Source organism: Onishia niordana, assembly GCF_004798965.1.
Lineage (GTDB): Bacteria > Pseudomonadota > Gammaproteobacteria > Pseudomonadales > Halomonadaceae > Onishia > Onishia niordana.
This window is the reverse complement of record NZ_SDSD01000008.1, coordinates 82502-99025: the sequence shown is the minus strand read 5'-3', so window position 1 is coordinate 99025 and position 16524 is coordinate 82502. Positions and strand designations below refer to the sequence as shown.

Genomic DNA, 16524 nt, shown 5'->3' with positions numbered 1-16524 from the left:
GTGAATGGGGCGGCGGACCGCGCCGGCCGCCAATGACGACGCGGCCCTCGTCTGCCGTGGACCGCGCCTGATGCCAACTCGCCTCTGGTTTCAGTCTACGGCAGCTGGTCCAGCAATGCCTGTATCTCCTCGCGACGCCCGCGATCGGCGAGCTCGCGGCCGGGGCGCGGTGGCGCGTCGAGTGCCTGGTGAAGCACCTGGCGGGCCTCGTCGTCACGGCCCTGCTGATGCAGATAGTCGCCCCAGAAATACAGGCTATCGATGCCGTCCGGGTTGAACTTCTGCGCCTGGCGGAGATGCCACTCGGCTTTGTCATCGTCGCCGAAGGCCAGCGGCCAGCCCGGCACCTGGTAATACAGCGCACCAAGACTGGTATAGGCCGAGCCCTCGAGGGCCGCTGGGTCCAGGTCGATGGCGGTTTCCAGGTCGTCGCGGGCGGCCTTGACCAGCGACAGGGCACCGAGCCCGCCCTTGGCACCGGCCTCGGTGGAGCGCACGATGCCGGCCCAGATGTGTAGCTCGGCGGCCTCAGGGTAACGGGCGAGGTATTCCTCGGCGTCTTGTTCCAGCGCTTCAAGCGCCTTGGCCTGGGCGTTGTCTGGCAATTGGTAGTGGATCTCGGCCCAGCGCTTCTGGAGATGATGCACCGCTTCCTCGACGTCTGGCGTCATGGCCAAGGCGGGGAGGCTACCCAGTATCAGTACAGCGGCCAATAAGGCCTGGGCGATGGTCGAGCGGCGTTTATGCCGGCGACGGTCAATTGGCAATGTTGCAGTAGCGTTGGCTGTGGTGCTCATCATCGGGTCCTCATGACTTGCCGACGAAGCGGCGAATGATCGGCAGCTGGCGGTGCAGGGCGCGGTCCACCAGGCGCGGCAGGATGGCGTTGAGTCGCACGAAGAGGCCTTCAGGCCAGCCTATTTGCGTTTCTTCGCGTTGTCCTTCGATGGCGGATCGCACGGCGTGAGCCACTCGCTCCGGGGAATCCATGGCGGTGCCCAGCGCCTCATTCATGGCTTCCACCTCGGCGCTGTTCATGGTGGTGCGGGTCGCGCGCGGAGCGACATACAGCACCCGCACCCGGGTGTCGGCCAGTTCGCGGCGCAGTGCCTGGGAAAACCCGCGCAGCGCGAACTTGGTCGCACAGTAGGTGGCCTGTGAGGGGTAGCCGATGGCGCCAAAGGTCGAGCCGACATTGACCAGCTGCCCCTGACGGGCCGCCATCAACTGCGGCAGCAGCATGTGAGTGAGCTGCAGCGTGGCGGTCAGGTTGACGTTGATCAGCGTGGCGATACTGTCGTCGGCCTCATGTTCGAACAGGCCGACATGGTTGATGCCGGCCGCGTTGATCAGCACATTGCAGTCGGCACGCCGGGCCGCCTCAACCAGGCGAGCTCGATCATCGGCACCGGTCAGGTCGGCCGCCATCGCGCTTATATGGTCGGGATTCTCGGCCGCCAGTGCCGCGAGGGTCCCGGTGTTGCGTCCGCTGGCAAGTACCTGGGCACCGGTGGACGCCAGCTCCTTGACCAGGGCACGGCCGATGCCACCGCTGGCGCCGGTCACCAGAATGCGCTGGGCGGGCCAGCCACCCTCGAGGGTAGGCTTCCTGAACCAGGGCTTGGACAAGCGCTTAGGCCAGCGCATCGGCGAGCTCCCGGTTGATATCGCCACCGCTGCAGGCGGCCTCGATACCACGGAACATGGCGCCGTACAGGCGGTAGACCATGGCGGCGGTATCGATTACCGCTGCCAGGTCGTCCTCATCAAGGCGCTCGATCAGCGACTCGAAGAAGGCCATATGGCCGATATCCAGGCTGCCGTGGGAGAGCAGGTAGCGAAAGGCCTCCTTGGGCAGGCCGAGGTGCTGCTGGAGCGCTTCGGCGGCCTGGGTGGCAAGCGCCGTACTGGTGCCCTCGAGCACCAGCACCATGCCGAAGAAGCCGACCGGGTTGTCGTGGGTGATCACGTCGCGCACATGGCCGACCATCAGCCGGGTGGCCGGCGCCGGAGTGGTCGCTACCACGGCCTCGGGGTCGCCGCCTGCAGCGCGGATGTCATCGAGGATCCATTGCTCGTGGCCATGCTCCTCGTCGATGTACTCGACCAGCGCCTCGCGCAGCCAGCCCTTGTCATCGGGCAGGCGTGCCCCGCAGGCCATCATCAATGGCACCGTGAAACGCACGTGGTGATAGGCCTGGCCGAGGAAGGCCAGGTATTCGGCGTGACTGACCTCGCCACGCTGAGCCCGCTGCAATAGCGGGATGGAAAGCATGGCCTCGCGCTCGGTTTTTGTCTCGTCGAGCAGGTGTTGGTAGGCGCTCATAAGGCGGATCCTGTTGAAGAGGTGAAAGAAGCAGGAGACGTGGGTGTCGCCTGGGCGGTCAGCCAGTCGTGATAGATATTGAGCAAGGTCGTACGGCGCAGCCGGCCATTGGCGGTGAGCTGACCATTGACCGGCGTGAAGGGCGTCGCGCGCCGCCAGGCGTGGACCCGTGCATAGTCAGGCAGCCGGGCATTGGCCGCGCTGATGGCCGCCGTCAGCGTGTCATCGTCGGCCAGAGGGTCCCTTGGCACGATCAGCGCACGGTTGTGATCCAGCGCCTCACCGTTCACCAGTGCCTGGGCGATCATGGGTTGCAGGGTGAGCTCGGCTTCTACCCACTGAGGGTCGACGTTGCGGCCATAAGCGGTAATGAAAACCTCGCGGCGGCGACCATCGAGATGCAGGTGATCGCCCTCGAAACGGCCCAGATCGCCGCTTGAATGCCAGGCACCGATCGGGGGTTCGCCCAGATAGCCGAGCATGGTGGCGCCGCTGATCTCGACCTCGCCGCTGTCGGACAGACGCACCGTCGCGTGCGGTAGCGGGCGGCCGACGCCTTGAGCCGCTTCACCGGGTCGGTTCAGGCTCACCACCGAGGCACATTCAGAGAGCCCGTAACCTTCGAAGACCGGCCAGCCGGTCTGCTCGGCATGGGTGAGTAGCGCCGGTGCCAGGCGGGCGCCTCCCACCGCGACGAAGGACAGACTTTGGGGCGCTGCGGGGGCGACTGTCAGCAGGGCCTGCAAGAGCTGAGGCACCAGGATCAGGCTCTGGGGCTGCACGGCCTCGATGACGGCCATGGCGGTGTGTGGACAGAAACCACTGGCGCCCTGCCAGCCCAGCTTGGCGGTGCTCGGCAGGTGGCAGGTGGCGCCCAACCACAGCGGCACATAGAGCCCGCCGATGTTCTCGAGCAGGGTGGAAAGCGCAAGCACGGCCAGGTGACCACGGATACCGAGGGGCGCGACGAGCGTGGCGATGCTCTCGGCGACGCCTAGCATGGCGGCGCTATCGAGACAGACGCCCTTGGGGGTGCCACTGGTACCGGAGGTGAAGGTGATCTTGGCGGTACCCGCATGCATCTTAGGAGGCTGGCTTAACGTTCGGCAGGCGAAGGCCTTATCGTCGCTAGGGGCGAAGCCGAGCGCGGTCGCTTCAAAGCCGGCGCCGATCCAGCTATCCAGGCCGGCGCTTGCGACCAGGTGCTGTCGCTGTGATGCCGAGAAGAAGCTTGGCACCGGGACGGCCACCCGCTCATCGCTGAGCAGGGCGAGATCCCACAGCGCCCAGTCGAGGCCGTTATCCAGGGCCAGGCCGACGCGCTGGGCGCCTAGCGCCGCCAGCCGCTCACGGCGGCGTTTTACCTCGGGGAGCAGCTCAGCGTAGGTCAGCCGACCCAGGCCATCGTCCAGGGCAACCCGGTCGGGGAAGGCACGGGCATGCCCTGCCAGGGCCTCGAGGAAGCGGCGACGCTCAGCAGACATGGATGCCCTCCCGCTGGCGGGTCGGCAACATGCCCTGGGCCTTGAGGTTGGCATAGGCAAGCGCCAGCGAACCGCCCATCACCCAAGGTGCCAGGTCATAATAGCGGCCCCAGGCCTCGCGACTTTGTGCCGACAGGCGCGCAGGGTCGGCAAGCGCCAGGGGGCTTGCCGACAGGCCCAGGCGACGAAAACCGTTGCGCACCGCCGGTGTGGCGGTAAACACCAGCCAGGTGTAGCCCTCGTGGAAAAGCTGTTCGATGAGGTGCAGCATCAGGGCGCGCTGTAGCCCTGGGCGGCGGCAGGCCAGGTTGCCGATTTCGACGATGCTCTCGCGCGCCGCGGGCTGACCGAAAGACGCCGCCAGCGCTGACTCGATGGACGCATCGAGATAAGTCTCGAGGAACAGATGACCCTCTGCGGCACATTGGACGCCGACGGCTGCCTGGGGAAGGTCGTTCTGCCAGAGTCCCAGCAGGCGGGTCAGGAAGTGGCTGACTTGGGCGCCGTGGTCGCAGGCGAAACGCTCGCGGATCAGGGTTTCCAGTGCCGACTGCTGAAACCGATTCTCGGCAATATGCCAGGTAAGCGGCGCTGCTGCCTCGAGGCTGGCGGCATCCAGTGGCCGCTCGACCGCGATCAGGCGGGGGAGCGGGCTTTGTCGTGCTGCCCCGAACAGGGTGTCGGGCTGGGCATCGGAATAGGGCATCAGGGTCGCCTCCATGAGCTTCCCTGATAGTGTGGGCGGGCTAGATTAACGCTGGCTTAAAAACGCCAGACCTTTTGAAAATGAGGCAAGCCGATAACGTTATCGACAACAACAGACCGCCACCCCGAGGGGCGGCGGTCTGTTGTTGGCATCAAGCTCAAGGTTTCCAGCAACCGGGCGACGTGTCTCGACGCGCCCGGCGCCTTTCTCAGCCCTTGTTGGGCTGTTTGGTGACGCGCAGGTAGGGTTTTTGCTCGTCCCAGCCCTGCGGAAAGAGCGTCTTGGCTTCTTCATTGCTGATCGCGGGGACGATGATGCAGTCATCGCCGTCACACCAGTTGACCGGTGTGGCCACCTTGTAGCCATCGGTGAGCTGCAGGCTGTCGAGCACCCTGAGGATCTCGTTGAAGTTGCGCCCGGTGCTGGCCGGATAGGTAAGGGTCAGGCGCAGCTTCTTGTTGGGGTCGATAATGAAGACACTGCGCACGGTCAGGGTGTCGTTGGCATTGGGATGGATCATGCCATACAGGTCGCTGACCTTGCGGTCGGCATCGGCCAGCAGCGGGAAGTTCAGCGCCTGGCCCTGGGTTTCCTGGATGTCACCGACCCAGGCCTTGTGATCTTCAAGCGGGTCTACCGAAAGGCCGATGGCCTTGGTGTTGCGCTTGTCGAATTCGGGCTTGAGGCGCGAGACTTCGCCCAGCTCAGTGGTGCAGACCGGGGTGAAATCCTTGGGGTGCGAGAACAGAATTACCCAGCCGTCGCCGGCCCACTCGTGGAAGTTGATCGGACCGTCGGTGCTGTCTTGCGTGAAGTCTGGAACGATATCGCCAAGTTGCAGAGCCATGCTGTCCTCCTAAGAAGTCGGATGATCATCACGTGTTGCCTTGTCCCTTATATCAGGACGATGAGGCCAGGAAACAAGGCCTCCGATAAGCCGATTTCCCATAAGCATATTGTCAAAAAGCTAAATGTGGTTGGTGAAGTGCCGCAGTCGGCTTGCTAAGGGGCCGGTGCGGCAGCGCCCAGGAAGCGTTTTTGCCAGTAGTCCAGGTTGAGCGAGGTCGTGGTGACGTTCCGGCCGCGGCCCGGTGCATGAATCATCTGGCCGTCGCCGGCATAGATACCCACATGGCTTGCGCGACTGCCGCGGCCGAAGAACAACAGGTCTCCCGGGCGCGCGGCATCGATGGCAGGCAGTGCCTGGTATTGCTTGTTGGCGGTACGCGGCACCTGTAGCCCCGCGGCGCGGTAGCTGACCAGTACCAGCCCCGAACAGTCGAGCCCGCCTGAAGAAGCCCCGCCCCAGCGATAGGGGGTGCCGAGGGCGTCGCGGGCCTGCTCGAGTACCAGCAAGCGTTCGATGGAGAGCCCGGCGTCACGATCATTGGTTGCGAGCCTTGGCCCGGCGCAGCCGGTTACCAGCGTCAGTACCATCAGCAGAACCCCATACCGCCAGGGCAAGGTCAGTCGGCATGAGGGGGCGCGAGCGAGGGCAGTGACAGTATTCTCGGGCACGGGATTGGCTCTTCAATAAGCGTTAAATCGGACGCGGCATCCTTCATGCTATGCCCCGATGCTTGGCCAAGGCTTGAAAAGCGTAGCGTCAAGGCGCATCTCCTTGACCATAGCACACCGCTTTCGACTGTAAGGGAGATCCCATGAGTTTTACCGGAGAGCAGCATCCGGGCGTTCAGGCCCCCACCGCCGAGTCCCAGGGCTTTCGCCTCAACCACACCATGGTGCGGGTCAAGGACCCGGCCAAGTCGCTGGCCTTCTATACCCGCGTGTTTGGCATGCGGGTGCTGCGCAAGCTGGACTTCGAGGAGCTCGGCTTCTCGCTATATTTTCTGGCGCGTCTTGAGGACGGCGATCAGGTGCCTGAAGACAGCGGCGAGCGCACCGTCTGGACCTTCAGCCAGAAGGGCCTGCTCGAGCTGACCCACAACTGGGGCACCGAAGACCAGGAAGATTTCTCCTACCACGATGGTAACGCCGAGCCGCAGGGCTTTGGCCATATCTGCTTCTCGGTACCGGATCTGGATGCCGCCGTTGAGTGGTTCGATGCCAACGAGGTCGAGTTCATCAAGCGCGCCGATCAGGGCAAGATGAAAGACGTGGTCTTCGTCAAGGACGTCGACGGCTACTGGATCGAGATCGTCGAGGCCGCCCGCCTGGCAAACATTGGTGACTGAAATACTGACTGAACTGGCGATTGAGGCGGCGAGGTAAGCACGGCCGTGCCGCAAGTTGCAAAAAAGCCCCGCCATGCGGGGCTTTTTTGCGACCAACGGTAGATAGGAGTAGGGTTTCTGCGACCCCATTCATGGCATGACCTGCCAAGGATCGTTCTTTGAATAACGCTAACCGTCCCATGTCTCGCATTCTTACAAGCGGCCTGGTGGCCCTCCCGCTGGCCCTGCTGCCGGCTCTCGCCAGTGCCGATGAGAGTGCCGAAATACGCTTCGCCACGCCGTCCTGGCCGGGCGTTACGGTCAAGACCCAGCTCGCTGCCGAGCTGCTGACGGCACTGGGCTATGAACCCAGCCAGCAGGAAATTGGTGCGACGATTGCCTATGAGGCACTGAACCTTAATGAGGTCGACGCCTTCATGGCGGGCTGGCTGCCCGCTCAGCAGCCGATGTATGACGCCTCAATGGAGAAAGACACCCTGGTCGACCTGGGCAACAACGTCGATGGCGCCCTGATCGGCTTTGCCGTGCCGCGCTATGTGGCCGAGGCTGGCGTGACCCAGGTCGGTGACCTGGACAAGGACGAGTTCGCCGACAAGTTCGAGCGCGAGATATTTTCTATTGAAGTCGGTTCCGGCATGAGTGACACGCTCAACGAGGCCATCGACAACGACACCTATGGACTGGGTGACTGGAAGCCGGTGGAAACATCGACCCCGGGCATGCTCAGTGCCGTCAAGAACGCCATCAACAATGATGAGTGGATCGTTTTCGCCGGCTGGACGCCGCACTGGATGAACATCGAATACGATGTGGTCTATCTCGAAGACACCGAGGACATGTGGGGCCCGGACGGTGGCAGCAGCGATGTACGTACGCTGCTGAACAAGCCCTATTCCGAGTCTCATCCCAATGCGACCCGCCTACTCGATCAGCTGACCTTCAGCGCCGATGACCAGAGCGCGATGATCTACGAATTCAGCTACGAAGAACGCGATCCGGATGAGGTCGCCATTGAGTGGATCGTCCAGCACCCAGAGCGCATCAAGGCCTTTGCCGAGGGTGTGACCACCGTCGACGGTAAGCCGGCCTGGCCTGCCCTGCAGGAAGCCTTCGACTTCGAGTCTTGATCGCTTCGCTGCGGCCCTGATGCAAGGGCAAGCTAGCAACGGCAAAAGACCGCCTTCGGGCGGTCTTTTTTTGTATCAGCGCTTGTCTGTCGGGCCTTGTTCGAAAGAGGTACCTCGCAAGGCGCGTGCATTGGACCCCAGTGGACAGGCCCGGTTTATCGTGGAGTCCGCGTCACTCGGTTATCGAAAGGGGCTCATCGAAAAGCGATACGGGTGCCGTAGGTGAGCATTTCCTCGGCACTGATCGGCTTGCTGGGCACGCCGATCATCTCGTCACCACATTGATCATCCCAGGTCAGTACACCGTGAGTGAGGCCCAGCGAGCCCATCAGGTCACGAATTTCGCCGGTGCCCTTGAAGGTGCAGACACTGCCCGATTCGTCGACCAGGCTCGACATGCCGCTTGCGTGATGTAATCGCACCGAGTAGATGCCATCCATGGACTTGACCTCGACGATCGGTGACATGCCCTGATCAAGCGCATGGGCAAGACTTGTGAGCGTGAACTGAGTCTCGGGCACAGGATAGTCGTCGGCGACCATGGGGGAACACTCCATAATAAGGGTTGTACAATTAATGTAGAAGTTGTTGGCGGCCTGTCCAGTGATTTGTGAGGGTGGGTAGCGAGATGAACGCGATCTGGTGCAACGATGGCCAAACGAGAGGAGCAGATGACGCGATAGTGCGCTGTACATGTCCTGACATCGGCGCCTGCGGTTCAGTAGCCGGTCATCTCCAGATAGCCTTCTCCTCGTGGTTGGCCGTCCGCGTCGCTTACTGTGACCGCGCCTTCCCAATAGGGCACCCGGGTCGTCATCCAGCGCTTGGGATGGCGGGCGCTAATCGTCAGGTCGAGTTCCTGGCCCGGCACCTCGAGCCGCCAGCGGGTGGGCAGTCGCCTGCCGGCCACCGAGCTTTCACTGAGCGGGGTCAGTGAAAGCTCATCTGGCCCCAGAGGAGTAAGGTCGCCGTCTGCATCGATGAGACTGCCCGACACATAATCTCGGCTCTGCAGTGACGCGCCGCCGCGCAGGCGAAAGGCCATCAGCTTGCTGCCATCGGTGAGATGCAGCGACAGCCAGTCCCAGCCCTGCTGAGCCTCGCCCAGCAGTTGGCTGCTCCATTCCCGGTCGAGCCAGGCCTGGCCGCTGACGCGATGTGCAATACCGTTAAGGGTCACCTCGCCCTCGACCCGGTAGAAGGGCTGGCTGTAATAGTAAGACCCCTGGCCGTCGGCGGCCTTCTGGCTGAAGCCCGCCTCGCCGTGAGCGACGAGAGGCCCCTCCGCGGTCAGCGTCAGCCGATAACGGGTGGTGTCATCCAAGGTGGCGGTAACGCTTAACTGGCTCAGACCATCGGCCGGGCTTGAGAGAGTACTTGAGAGAGTGCTTGAGAGAGTACTTGGGATAGTGCCTGGGAGAGTACTTGAGAGAGTACCGGGTGCGGTGCTGATCATTTGCCAGTCATCGATCCAGGCTGCAAAGGGCGTGGCGCGCACCCCCGCCGAGCCCTTTAGGCCTGGCGGGCTGCCCCGGCTCAGGCGTTCGGCAACCACATGCTGCTCGCCCTGGGAAACGGCGGCGTGGGCCATCCATAGCTGATTAGAGATCCAAGGGTTGGTAACGCTGCTGCGTTTGCTTTCGCCAGTGTTCTCGTCCGTTTTTTCGCCCCTGTGCGTACCAGTGGCGGCGGCGTTTTCTGCTTCGCGAACGCCTTCACTCGCTCCCGGTGGCGCCAGCGCCTGACGAAACAGCGTCCACTGCAGGCCCAGCGGCCGGTTCTCCTCGTCGCGCAGGTTGGCGGTGAGATACCACCACTCGGTGCGATAGGCAGGATGCGCACCGTGATCCGTGGGGAAGGTAAGCGGCTCACCGGGCCTCGCCGCCTTGAACCCCTCGGCGGCACGGCCAAGGCCCGCGAAGCCGCCGTTCGACGCTTTGCTCGAGGAAGGAGAGGCGTTGAATGGCGTCTGCGGTGGAGAAAAAGCCAGCAGGGCGAGGCCGAGTAACAGCGCCAGTGTCACTCCCACTAGCGCCACCCGGCCCCAGCGCGGCAGGCGAGTGATCACGCGGCGTTTTGGCGAGTGACGATTCATGCGGCGTTGAACTCCTCGAGCAACTGACGCGGTGGTGCGCGCCATAGCCGCCAGGCGGGCAGGGCGGCGGCGAGCAGGGCCACCAGCAGGGCGAGACCCAGCGCTTCAGCCCATGACGCCGGGAAGACATGCAGCGGCAGCCGCCAGCCGAAGGCCGCGACGTTGATCTCGGCAATCAGGACCCCGTTCAGGGTGAGCCCCAGCGGCAGGGCCAGCAATGCCGTGGCAAGCGCCAGGCCACCCAGCTGGGCAAGCGTCACGCCGAGCAGGGTGGTGCGGGTCAGGCCCAGTGCCCACAGGGGCGCCAGCCGGGTGCGGCGCTCCCGGGCCTGGGCGAGCAGGCTGGTGAAGAGCGACAGCGCGGCGACGCCAAGGGTCAGAGCGGTCAGCGCTTGCGTCACGGCGAAGGTGCGCTCGAATATCTGCCGGGCCTGACGATGCAGGGTCTGCTGGTCGATGAGTGTCGGCGCTGGCGCCTCGCCCGCCGTCGGCAGGGGGCTCGTCAACGTCTGTCGCAGGGCAGCCTTGTCACTCGCCGATAGCCCCGGAGCCAGCACCAGGCCCAGCGAGCCGGGCGGGGCCGCAAAGCGTGTGATCAAGCGCTCCACGGTGAGCGTCACCTCGCCGCGCGGGTTGCCGTAGTCCGGGTAGACGGCCGCCACCTGGGTGGTGAAGGGACCATCAGGGCTTGCCAGGGTCAGGGTGTCGCCCGGGCTCAGCCCGGTGGCGATCGAGAGCTGCTCATTGATCAGCGCCTCGCCGTCGCGTAGCGCCTGCCAGGCCGCCTCGATATCGTCGCTGCGCGTGGCCAGCAGCGGCCAGCGGGTCGTCAGCGCCGGTACCGGGGTCAGGCCTTGCAGGCTCACCGGGCGCTCACCTTGTTGGCTGATCAGGCGTGTCTCGGCCTCGCGGCGCTCGAGCAGGGTGGTGATCTCGGGGCGCGTCTCGAGCCAGTCACGCCAGGGTTCATGGGCCGCCGGTGGTGGGCGCAGGTAAAGGTCGGCGACCAGGCGCTGATCGAGCCAGTCGAGAAAGGTCAGGCGAAAACCGCCGACCATGCCGGCGACGCCAAGGTTGGTGGCGAGTGCCAGCAGCAGCGCCATCATCGCCAGCTGTAGCCGTGGCAACTGCAGTTGCAGGTCGGCCAGTGCCCAGCGGGCGAGCGTCGCCCTGGGGGAAGGGGGCTTCAGCCACCGCTTGAGGCCCTCGAGGATCGCGGCCAGCAGCACCGGCAGGCAGAGCGCACTGCCGGCAAGCATCAGCGCGACCATGGCGAAGCCCATGATCAGGCGTGGCGTGCCGGGTGGCGCCGGCCAGACCCACAGCACCAGAGCCGCCAGCCAGACAATCGCCGCCAACACCGCCTGACGCTTGTGGCGGCGGTAGCTCTGCGCGGGAGAGGGCTGGGCGTGACCGAGGGCCAGGATGTCCAGCTTCGCGGTACGCCACAGCATTCCCAACCCCGCGGTGGCAAGGCCACCCAACGTCATGGCGAGGCTACCGGCCCAGAAGTGCCAGGGTAGTGACAGCGTGGCGCCGACCGGGGCCGAGAACAGCGCCTCGAGGCTCGCCGCCACGTCCGGCAACAGTACTCTTGCCAGCCACAGCCCGGCGAGCAGGCCCGGTAGGGTGCCGGCGAGCCCCAGCAGGACGAGTTCGACGGCCAGCAGCGCGACCAGGGTGGGGCCCGGCACACCCAACGCGCGCAGGGTGCGCAGAAGCCCCAGGCGCTGTTCCAGGGCGAGGCCCAGGGCGGCGTGCACGATCAATAACCCCACCACCAGTGACAACAGCCCCAGGGCCGTCAGGTTGAGGTGGAAGCTTTCGGTCAGTTGGCCGGGCGAGAGCCCCGATGCAGAGCTCGTGCGTCGGTAGCCTTCGGGCAGCGTCGCCCTGGCGCCTGGCGAAAGCAACAGGCCATCGATGCGGGTGCCGCGTTCGAGCAGCTCAGCGGCGCGGGCGATATCCAGCACCAGGGTGCCCGGTGGTAGCGCGGCATCGACGACCAGCGGCGGCAGGCGTGCGCCACTGGCGGTGCGAAGCCGCGCCCCTGGGCTAGCGTCAAGAGAGGTCTCGAGGGAGGCCAGCGTCTCCGGGGCCAGCCGGGTCTGGCCGGGAGGTTGAAGCAGGTTGAGCGAGTTGTCGCCGTCGTCTGTCTTGGAGGCCGTAGCAGCGCTTTTGCTCAAGTTCCCGCTCACGCTCCCCAATCTGCCCGCCGACATGCTCAGTGGGTCGATGCCCAGCACGGGTAGCCGCTCGCCATCGCGAAGCGCGATCTCCCCCTCGATCAGGGGCGCTACCGGCAGGCCTTCGCGACGCAGGGTGGCGAAATCGGCGTAGGCAAGCGGTTCACCGTCGCGGCGCTCAAGCCGCTCGATGTTTGGCGAAAGCAGGGCTTCGGCACGCGCGTAGCTGTCGCGGGCCGAGGCATTGATCGCCTGAACGCCGCTCCACAAGGCACTGGCCACCCACAGCCCGACCAGCAGCATGGCCAGCTGGCCCGGATGGCGACGGTAATGCGACAGCAGCGTGACCAGCGCGGTGCGCACCATCGCCAGTGAAGAGGCGTTGGGCCATGGCATCAGCGGGCGTCCTTGCCAGGCGCTGCGAGGGTATCCGGTGCGGTGTCCTCGTCAAGCAACCGGCCATGGGACAGGCTCAGGCGACGTTCGAGACGACTCGCCACTCGCGCGCTGTGAGTGACCATCAGCAGCGCGCAGCCGCTGTCGCGCACCAGTTCTAGCAGCAGCGTCAGTACCGCCTCGGCGCTGGTCTCATCGAGGTTGCCGGTGGGCTCGTCGGCGAGCAGCAGCGCCGGGCGTCCGGCCAGGGCGCGGCCGATGGCGAGACGTTGCTGCTGGCCACCGGATAGCTGCTCGGGGTAGCGGTCGGCCATCTCGGCAAGCCCCAGGCGCGTGAGCAGTTGCCGATGCCAGTCAGGCGCATCGCGGCCCGCGAGGCGCGCCTGCAGGCTCAGGTTATCGTCAACTGAAAGACTCGGCACCAGGTGGAATTGCTGGAAAACCAGCCCTAGCTGAGTGCGCCGCAGCGCCGCTCGCTCGGGTTCGCTGGCGGTCGAGAGGCGCTGACCATTGAGGATGATCTCACCGCTATCCGGGGTATCGAGGCCGGCGGCCAGGTGCAAAAGGGTCGACTTGCCGCTGCCGGACTCGCCCATCAGCGCCAGGCTCGCCCCCGCAGCGAGTGTAAGGTCGACCCCATCGAGCACCGACAGATCCCCCTGCGGGGTGGCGTAGGCCTTGTGGATATCGCGCATCTCGAGCATGACGCCTCCTGGCGAGCGGTGATGCTTGTCTGACAGCATCCCATAAAAAAGGCGCCCCCCGCAGGGAGCGCCCGATGCCACTTCTTTTCAACGCTCAGTGAGCGTGATCGCCTTCGTGTTCATGTTCATGTTCATGTTCATGTTCGTGATCGTGGGCGTGATCCTCTTCGTGCTCATGACCCGCTTCGTGGTGATTGTCGTGGCCATTGTCATGGTCGGTGTCATGGCCAGTGTCATGAGCATGGCCATGCGCCTGGGTATCGCCATGGTCTTCCACGCCCAGGGCGTCATGCAGCACCTGGGCGTTGTGGCGCATCATGCCCAGGTAGGTCGAGGCGTCACCTTCGGCAGCCAGTGAGCCGGAGTAAAGAGTGCCGGCGATCGGCAGGCCGGTTTCCTCGGCGATCTGCTCGAGGGTCGCGGTGCTGGTCATGCTCTCGTTGAACAAGGCGCTGACGCCCTCGTCACGAATGACGTCGATCAGCCGTGCCAGATCGGATGCCGAGGGCTCGGCCTCGGTGGAAAGGCCGGTCGGCGACAGGAAAGTGACCCCATAGGCACTGGCGAAGTAGTCAAAGGCCTCATGGCCGGTGATCACTTTGCTGTCGGCGGGCACCTCGGCGAGCAGCGCATGAAGCTCCTCGTCCAGCGAGGTGATGGCCGCGCTGTAGCGCTGCGCATTGGCCCGATAGGCGTCGGCATGCGCCGGATCGGCGGCGATCAGGCCGTCGCGGATGTTGGCGACATAGGTGGTGGCGTTGGCCAGGTCCTGCCAGGCGTGGGGGTCCTGGTTGCCATGATCATGCCCAGCATGCGCATTATCATGGGCTTCATGGGCATGCTCGTCATGGTCGTGCGCCTCATGATCATCGTCGCTGTGGTCGTGATCGGCATGGTCCTGGCCCTCGAAGGCCATCGGTGTCATGCCGTCCGTCGCGACCACCAGATCACCGTCGTAATCGCTGGAGGCGATCAAGCGTTCGATCCAGCCCTCGTAGTTCAGGCCGTTGAAGACCACCAGATCGGCCTTGGCGACCGCGCGCGCCTCGGTGGGGCTTGGCGAGAACATGTGCGGGTCGCTGTCGGGACCGACCAGGGAGGTGACGGCAACATGCTCACCGCCGACCTGCTCGACCATGTCGGCGAGCACGCTGAAGCTTGCCACCACCTCGATGGGTTCATCGGCGTACAGCGGGCTGGCGCTCAAGGTGGCCGTCAGGCCGGCGGTGGCCAGAGAGAGCCCGAGGGCAGGGAAGTGGCGCATGTCATGACTCCCGATGATGAGGAAAGTGGGGATGGCCGGCCTTGGTGCTGGTCTTGTTAAAGCCGGCCCGTGATGATCAGTCGGCGTCGCGTGCGACCAGCGGCGCATCGCGGCGGCGAAGCTTGTCCAACAGGCTGTTATGGCGCCCAAGCAGCGCCGAGAGCACATAGCAGGTGCCGGCGAGCAGGATGATGCTCGGGCCCGAGGGCAGCTCGAGGTGATAGGAAAGCAACAGCCCGCCGCTGGTGGAGAGCATGGCGATCAGGATACCCAGGCCAATCAGCCCCTCGAGACGCTTCGACCAGAAGCGGGCGGTGGTCGCGGGCAGCATCATCAGGCCCACCGCCATCAGGGTGCCCAGCGTCTGGAAACCGGCGGTCAGGTTGAGCACCACGAGTCCCAGGAAGATGCCATGCACCAGACCGCCGGCCATGCCCTGTCCGCGCAAAAACAGCGGATCAAGGCACTCGACGACCAGGGCGCGGAACACGATCGCCAGCACCACCACGATCAGGCTGCTGATGGCGGCGATCAGCACCAGGGCGGTGGAATCCACGGCGAGGATCGAGCCGAACAGCACATGAGTCAGGTCCACACTGCTGCCGCCAAGTGAGACCAGCATGACCCCGCCGGCGAGCGAGATCAGGAAGAAGCTGGCCATCGCCGAGTCCTCCCGATGGCCGCTCATGTGCGAGACACTGCCGGCGAGCCCCGCCACCAGCAGGCCCGAGAGAATGCCACCCAGGCTCATCGCCGGCAGCGAGAAGCCCGCCATCAGAAAGCCAAGCGCCACCCCGGGCAGGATGGCATGCGCCATGGCATCGCCGATCAGGCTCATGCCGCGCAGCATCAGAAAGACGCCAAGTGCGGGCGCGGCAAGCGACAGCGCCAGCCCGGCGACCAGCGCCCGCTGCATGAAGCCGTAGTCGAAGGGCGCAATGAAGAGGCTATTTAGCAGTTCGAGCATGGGGGGCGTCCGTGGGGTGTGTCGGCTTCAGCGGTGGCATCGACTGCAGGCTGCGCTGGCGGTGATCGATGACGGCCTGGGTCGTGCTCCATTGGGCATGGCCGTCGGCCAGCCACAGGACGTCATCGGCCAGCCGGGTCAGCTGGTCCAGGTCATGAAGCACGACCAGGATGGTGGTGCCCTGACGCGCCATTTCCCTCAGCACCCCGGTCAGTACCTCGATGGTTTCGATATCGACATTGGCGAAGGGCTCATCGAGCAGCAATAGCTCGGCTTCCTGCATCAGGGTCCGGCCGAACAGCGCGCGCTGGCGCTGGCCGCCGGAGAGCTCGCCGAGCGGGCGGTGTGCCAGATGAGAAATGCCAAGCCGCGCCATCACCTCCCGAGCCTTGAGGTAGTGAGGGCCACAGTAATCCTTGAGCGCCCCGTGGCTTGGCCAGGTGCCGGTCATGACCAGCTCTTCCACGCTCATCGGAAAGGACAGATCCAGCGCTAGCTGCTGAGGCAGCCAGGCGCGGCGCTCTCTAGGCACGCTGCAGTCGATGTGCCCACGCGATGGCTTGAGCAGGCCCATGATGCCCTGCACCAGGGTGCTCTTGCCGGCGCCATTGGGGCCGATCAGCGCGGTGATGGCGCCATCGGGGAACTGCCCTTCAACGTGTTCAAGCACGGTGCGCCCGCCCTGGGCGAGACTCAGGTCCCGCAGTGCCAGGCGCGCCATCAGGACCACCATCCCGCGGCCCAGGACACCGCGAGCCACAGTGCGGCAAGCGGAGCGGCAGCCAGCAACAGACGACGTGCCGATGACAGCGACATCAGCGAGAAATGACAGGGGCCTTCCGGCCGGTGATGGTGGCGGTGTGCCATGGTGCGACCTCTTGAAATCAGGCCAAAAGTTATAACATAACAAAGTCCGCCGAGGCCAGTTCCTTTAAAGTCTGATCGTCATGCTCTACTGCACTATTCGCAGACACGCGATTCGACCATCCCGTTCGTGCTACTGCCAGCGGGTCTTGGGCTACTGTGAGTATGCTATGAGGCGGTCTTAGGTGTTTGCCCCGCTCTTTCATCGTT

Annotated in this window: 17 protein-coding genes; 2 read left to right on the top strand and 15 right to left on the bottom strand. The window is 64.7% G+C overall.

The window, feature by feature from the left end; translation table 11 throughout:
• Positions 1-95: 95 nt before the first annotated feature.
• From ETC27_RS14340 to ETC27_RS14310, 7 genes are all read right to left on the bottom strand, one after another.
• Positions 96-800: a tetratricopeptide repeat protein gene (locus tag ETC27_RS14340; RefSeq protein ID WP_205742745.1), complete on the bottom strand. Its 705-nt coding sequence runs from the start codon at positions 798-800 to the stop codon at positions 96-98.
• Positions 801-807: 7 nt separating this feature from the next.
• The gene (locus ETC27_RS14335) at positions 808-1647 is read right to left on the bottom strand and encodes an SDR family oxidoreductase (RefSeq protein WP_136255695.1); all 840 of its coding nucleotides are present in this window, start codon (positions 1645-1647) and stop codon (positions 808-810) included.
• Complete coding sequence (locus ETC27_RS14330) at positions 1634-2326, bottom strand: iron-containing redox enzyme family protein (protein ID WP_136255694.1); 693 nt, start codon at positions 2324-2326, stop codon at positions 1634-1636. Before ETC27_RS14330 ends, ETC27_RS14335 begins: the two co-directional genes overlap by 14 nt.
• Positions 2323-3810 (bottom strand): AMP-binding protein, encoded by a 1488-nt coding sequence (locus ETC27_RS14325; protein WP_136255693.1) that lies wholly within the window; start codon positions 3808-3810, stop codon positions 2323-2325. Before ETC27_RS14325 ends, ETC27_RS14330 begins: the two co-directional genes overlap by 4 nt.
• Positions 3800-4516: a thermostable hemolysin gene (locus tag ETC27_RS14320; protein WP_136255692.1), complete on the bottom strand. Its 717-nt coding sequence runs from the start codon at positions 4514-4516 to the stop codon at positions 3800-3802. The genes ETC27_RS14325 and ETC27_RS14320 overlap by 11 nt, the downstream gene beginning before the upstream one ends.
• Before the next feature lie 208 nt (positions 4517-4724).
• Entirely contained in the window at positions 4725-5363 is a 639-nt protein-coding gene (locus ETC27_RS14315; RefSeq protein ID WP_136255691.1) for a peroxiredoxin, read from the bottom strand.
• A gap of 155 nt (positions 5364-5518) precedes the next feature.
• Positions 5519-5953: a C40 family peptidase gene (locus ETC27_RS14310; RefSeq protein WP_136255755.1), complete on the bottom strand. Its 435-nt coding sequence runs from the start codon at positions 5951-5953 to the stop codon at positions 5519-5521.
• 224 nt (positions 5954-6177) lie between these two features.
• Between ETC27_RS14310 and gloA the strand changes: the two genes are divergently transcribed.
• Positions 6178-6711, top strand: coding sequence for a lactoylglutathione lyase (gene gloA / locus ETC27_RS14305; RefSeq protein ID WP_136255690.1), 534 nt, complete (start codon positions 6178-6180; stop codon positions 6709-6711).
• A 158-nt stretch (positions 6712-6869) separates the two neighbouring features.
• Entirely contained in the window at positions 6870-7838 is a 969-nt protein-coding gene (locus ETC27_RS14300) for an ABC transporter substrate-binding protein (RefSeq protein ID WP_136255689.1), read from the top strand.
• Between the two features lie 194 nt (positions 7839-8032).
• Here the strand turns inward: ETC27_RS14300 and ETC27_RS14295 are convergent, their stop codons facing one another.
• The 8 genes from ETC27_RS14295 to ETC27_RS17295 form a co-directional block, all read right to left on the bottom strand.
• The gene (locus ETC27_RS14295; protein WP_136255688.1) at positions 8033-8380 is read right to left on the bottom strand and encodes a DUF6482 family protein; all 348 of its coding nucleotides are present in this window, start codon (positions 8378-8380) and stop codon (positions 8033-8035) included.
• A gap of 176 nt (positions 8381-8556) precedes the next feature.
• Entirely contained in the window at positions 8557-9933 is a 1377-nt protein-coding gene (locus ETC27_RS14290) for a lipocalin-like domain-containing protein (protein WP_136255687.1), read from the bottom strand.
• Positions 9930-12515 carry an FtsX-like permease family protein gene (locus ETC27_RS14285; RefSeq protein WP_240724927.1) on the bottom strand — a complete coding sequence of 862 codons (2586 nt, stop codon included), beginning with the start codon at positions 12513-12515 and terminating at the stop codon, positions 9930-9932. The genes ETC27_RS14290 and ETC27_RS14285 overlap by 4 nt, the downstream gene beginning before the upstream one ends.
• The gene (locus ETC27_RS14280) at positions 12515-13219 is read right to left on the bottom strand and encodes an ABC transporter ATP-binding protein (protein ID WP_136255686.1); all 705 of its coding nucleotides are present in this window, start codon (positions 13217-13219) and stop codon (positions 12515-12517) included. Before ETC27_RS14280 ends, ETC27_RS14285 begins: the two co-directional genes overlap by 1 nt.
• A gap of 94 nt (positions 13220-13313) precedes the next feature.
• Complete coding sequence (locus ETC27_RS14275; protein WP_136255685.1) at positions 13314-14483, bottom strand: metal ABC transporter solute-binding protein, Zn/Mn family; 1170 nt, start codon at positions 14481-14483, stop codon at positions 13314-13316.
• 76 nt (positions 14484-14559) lie between these two features.
• Entirely contained in the window at positions 14560-15450 is an 891-nt protein-coding gene (locus tag ETC27_RS14270) for a metal ABC transporter permease (protein WP_136255684.1), read from the bottom strand.
• On the bottom strand, positions 15431-16171 hold the full coding sequence (locus tag ETC27_RS14265; RefSeq protein WP_136255683.1) for a metal ABC transporter ATP-binding protein: 741 nt from the start codon (positions 16169-16171) through the stop codon (positions 15431-15433). Before ETC27_RS14265 ends, ETC27_RS14270 begins: the two co-directional genes overlap by 20 nt.
• Positions 16171-16317, bottom strand: coding sequence for a hypothetical protein (locus ETC27_RS17295; RefSeq protein ID WP_168015112.1), 147 nt, complete (start codon positions 16315-16317; stop codon positions 16171-16173). Before ETC27_RS17295 ends, ETC27_RS14265 begins: the two co-directional genes overlap by 1 nt.
• Between the last annotated feature and the right edge of the window lie 207 nt (positions 16318-16524).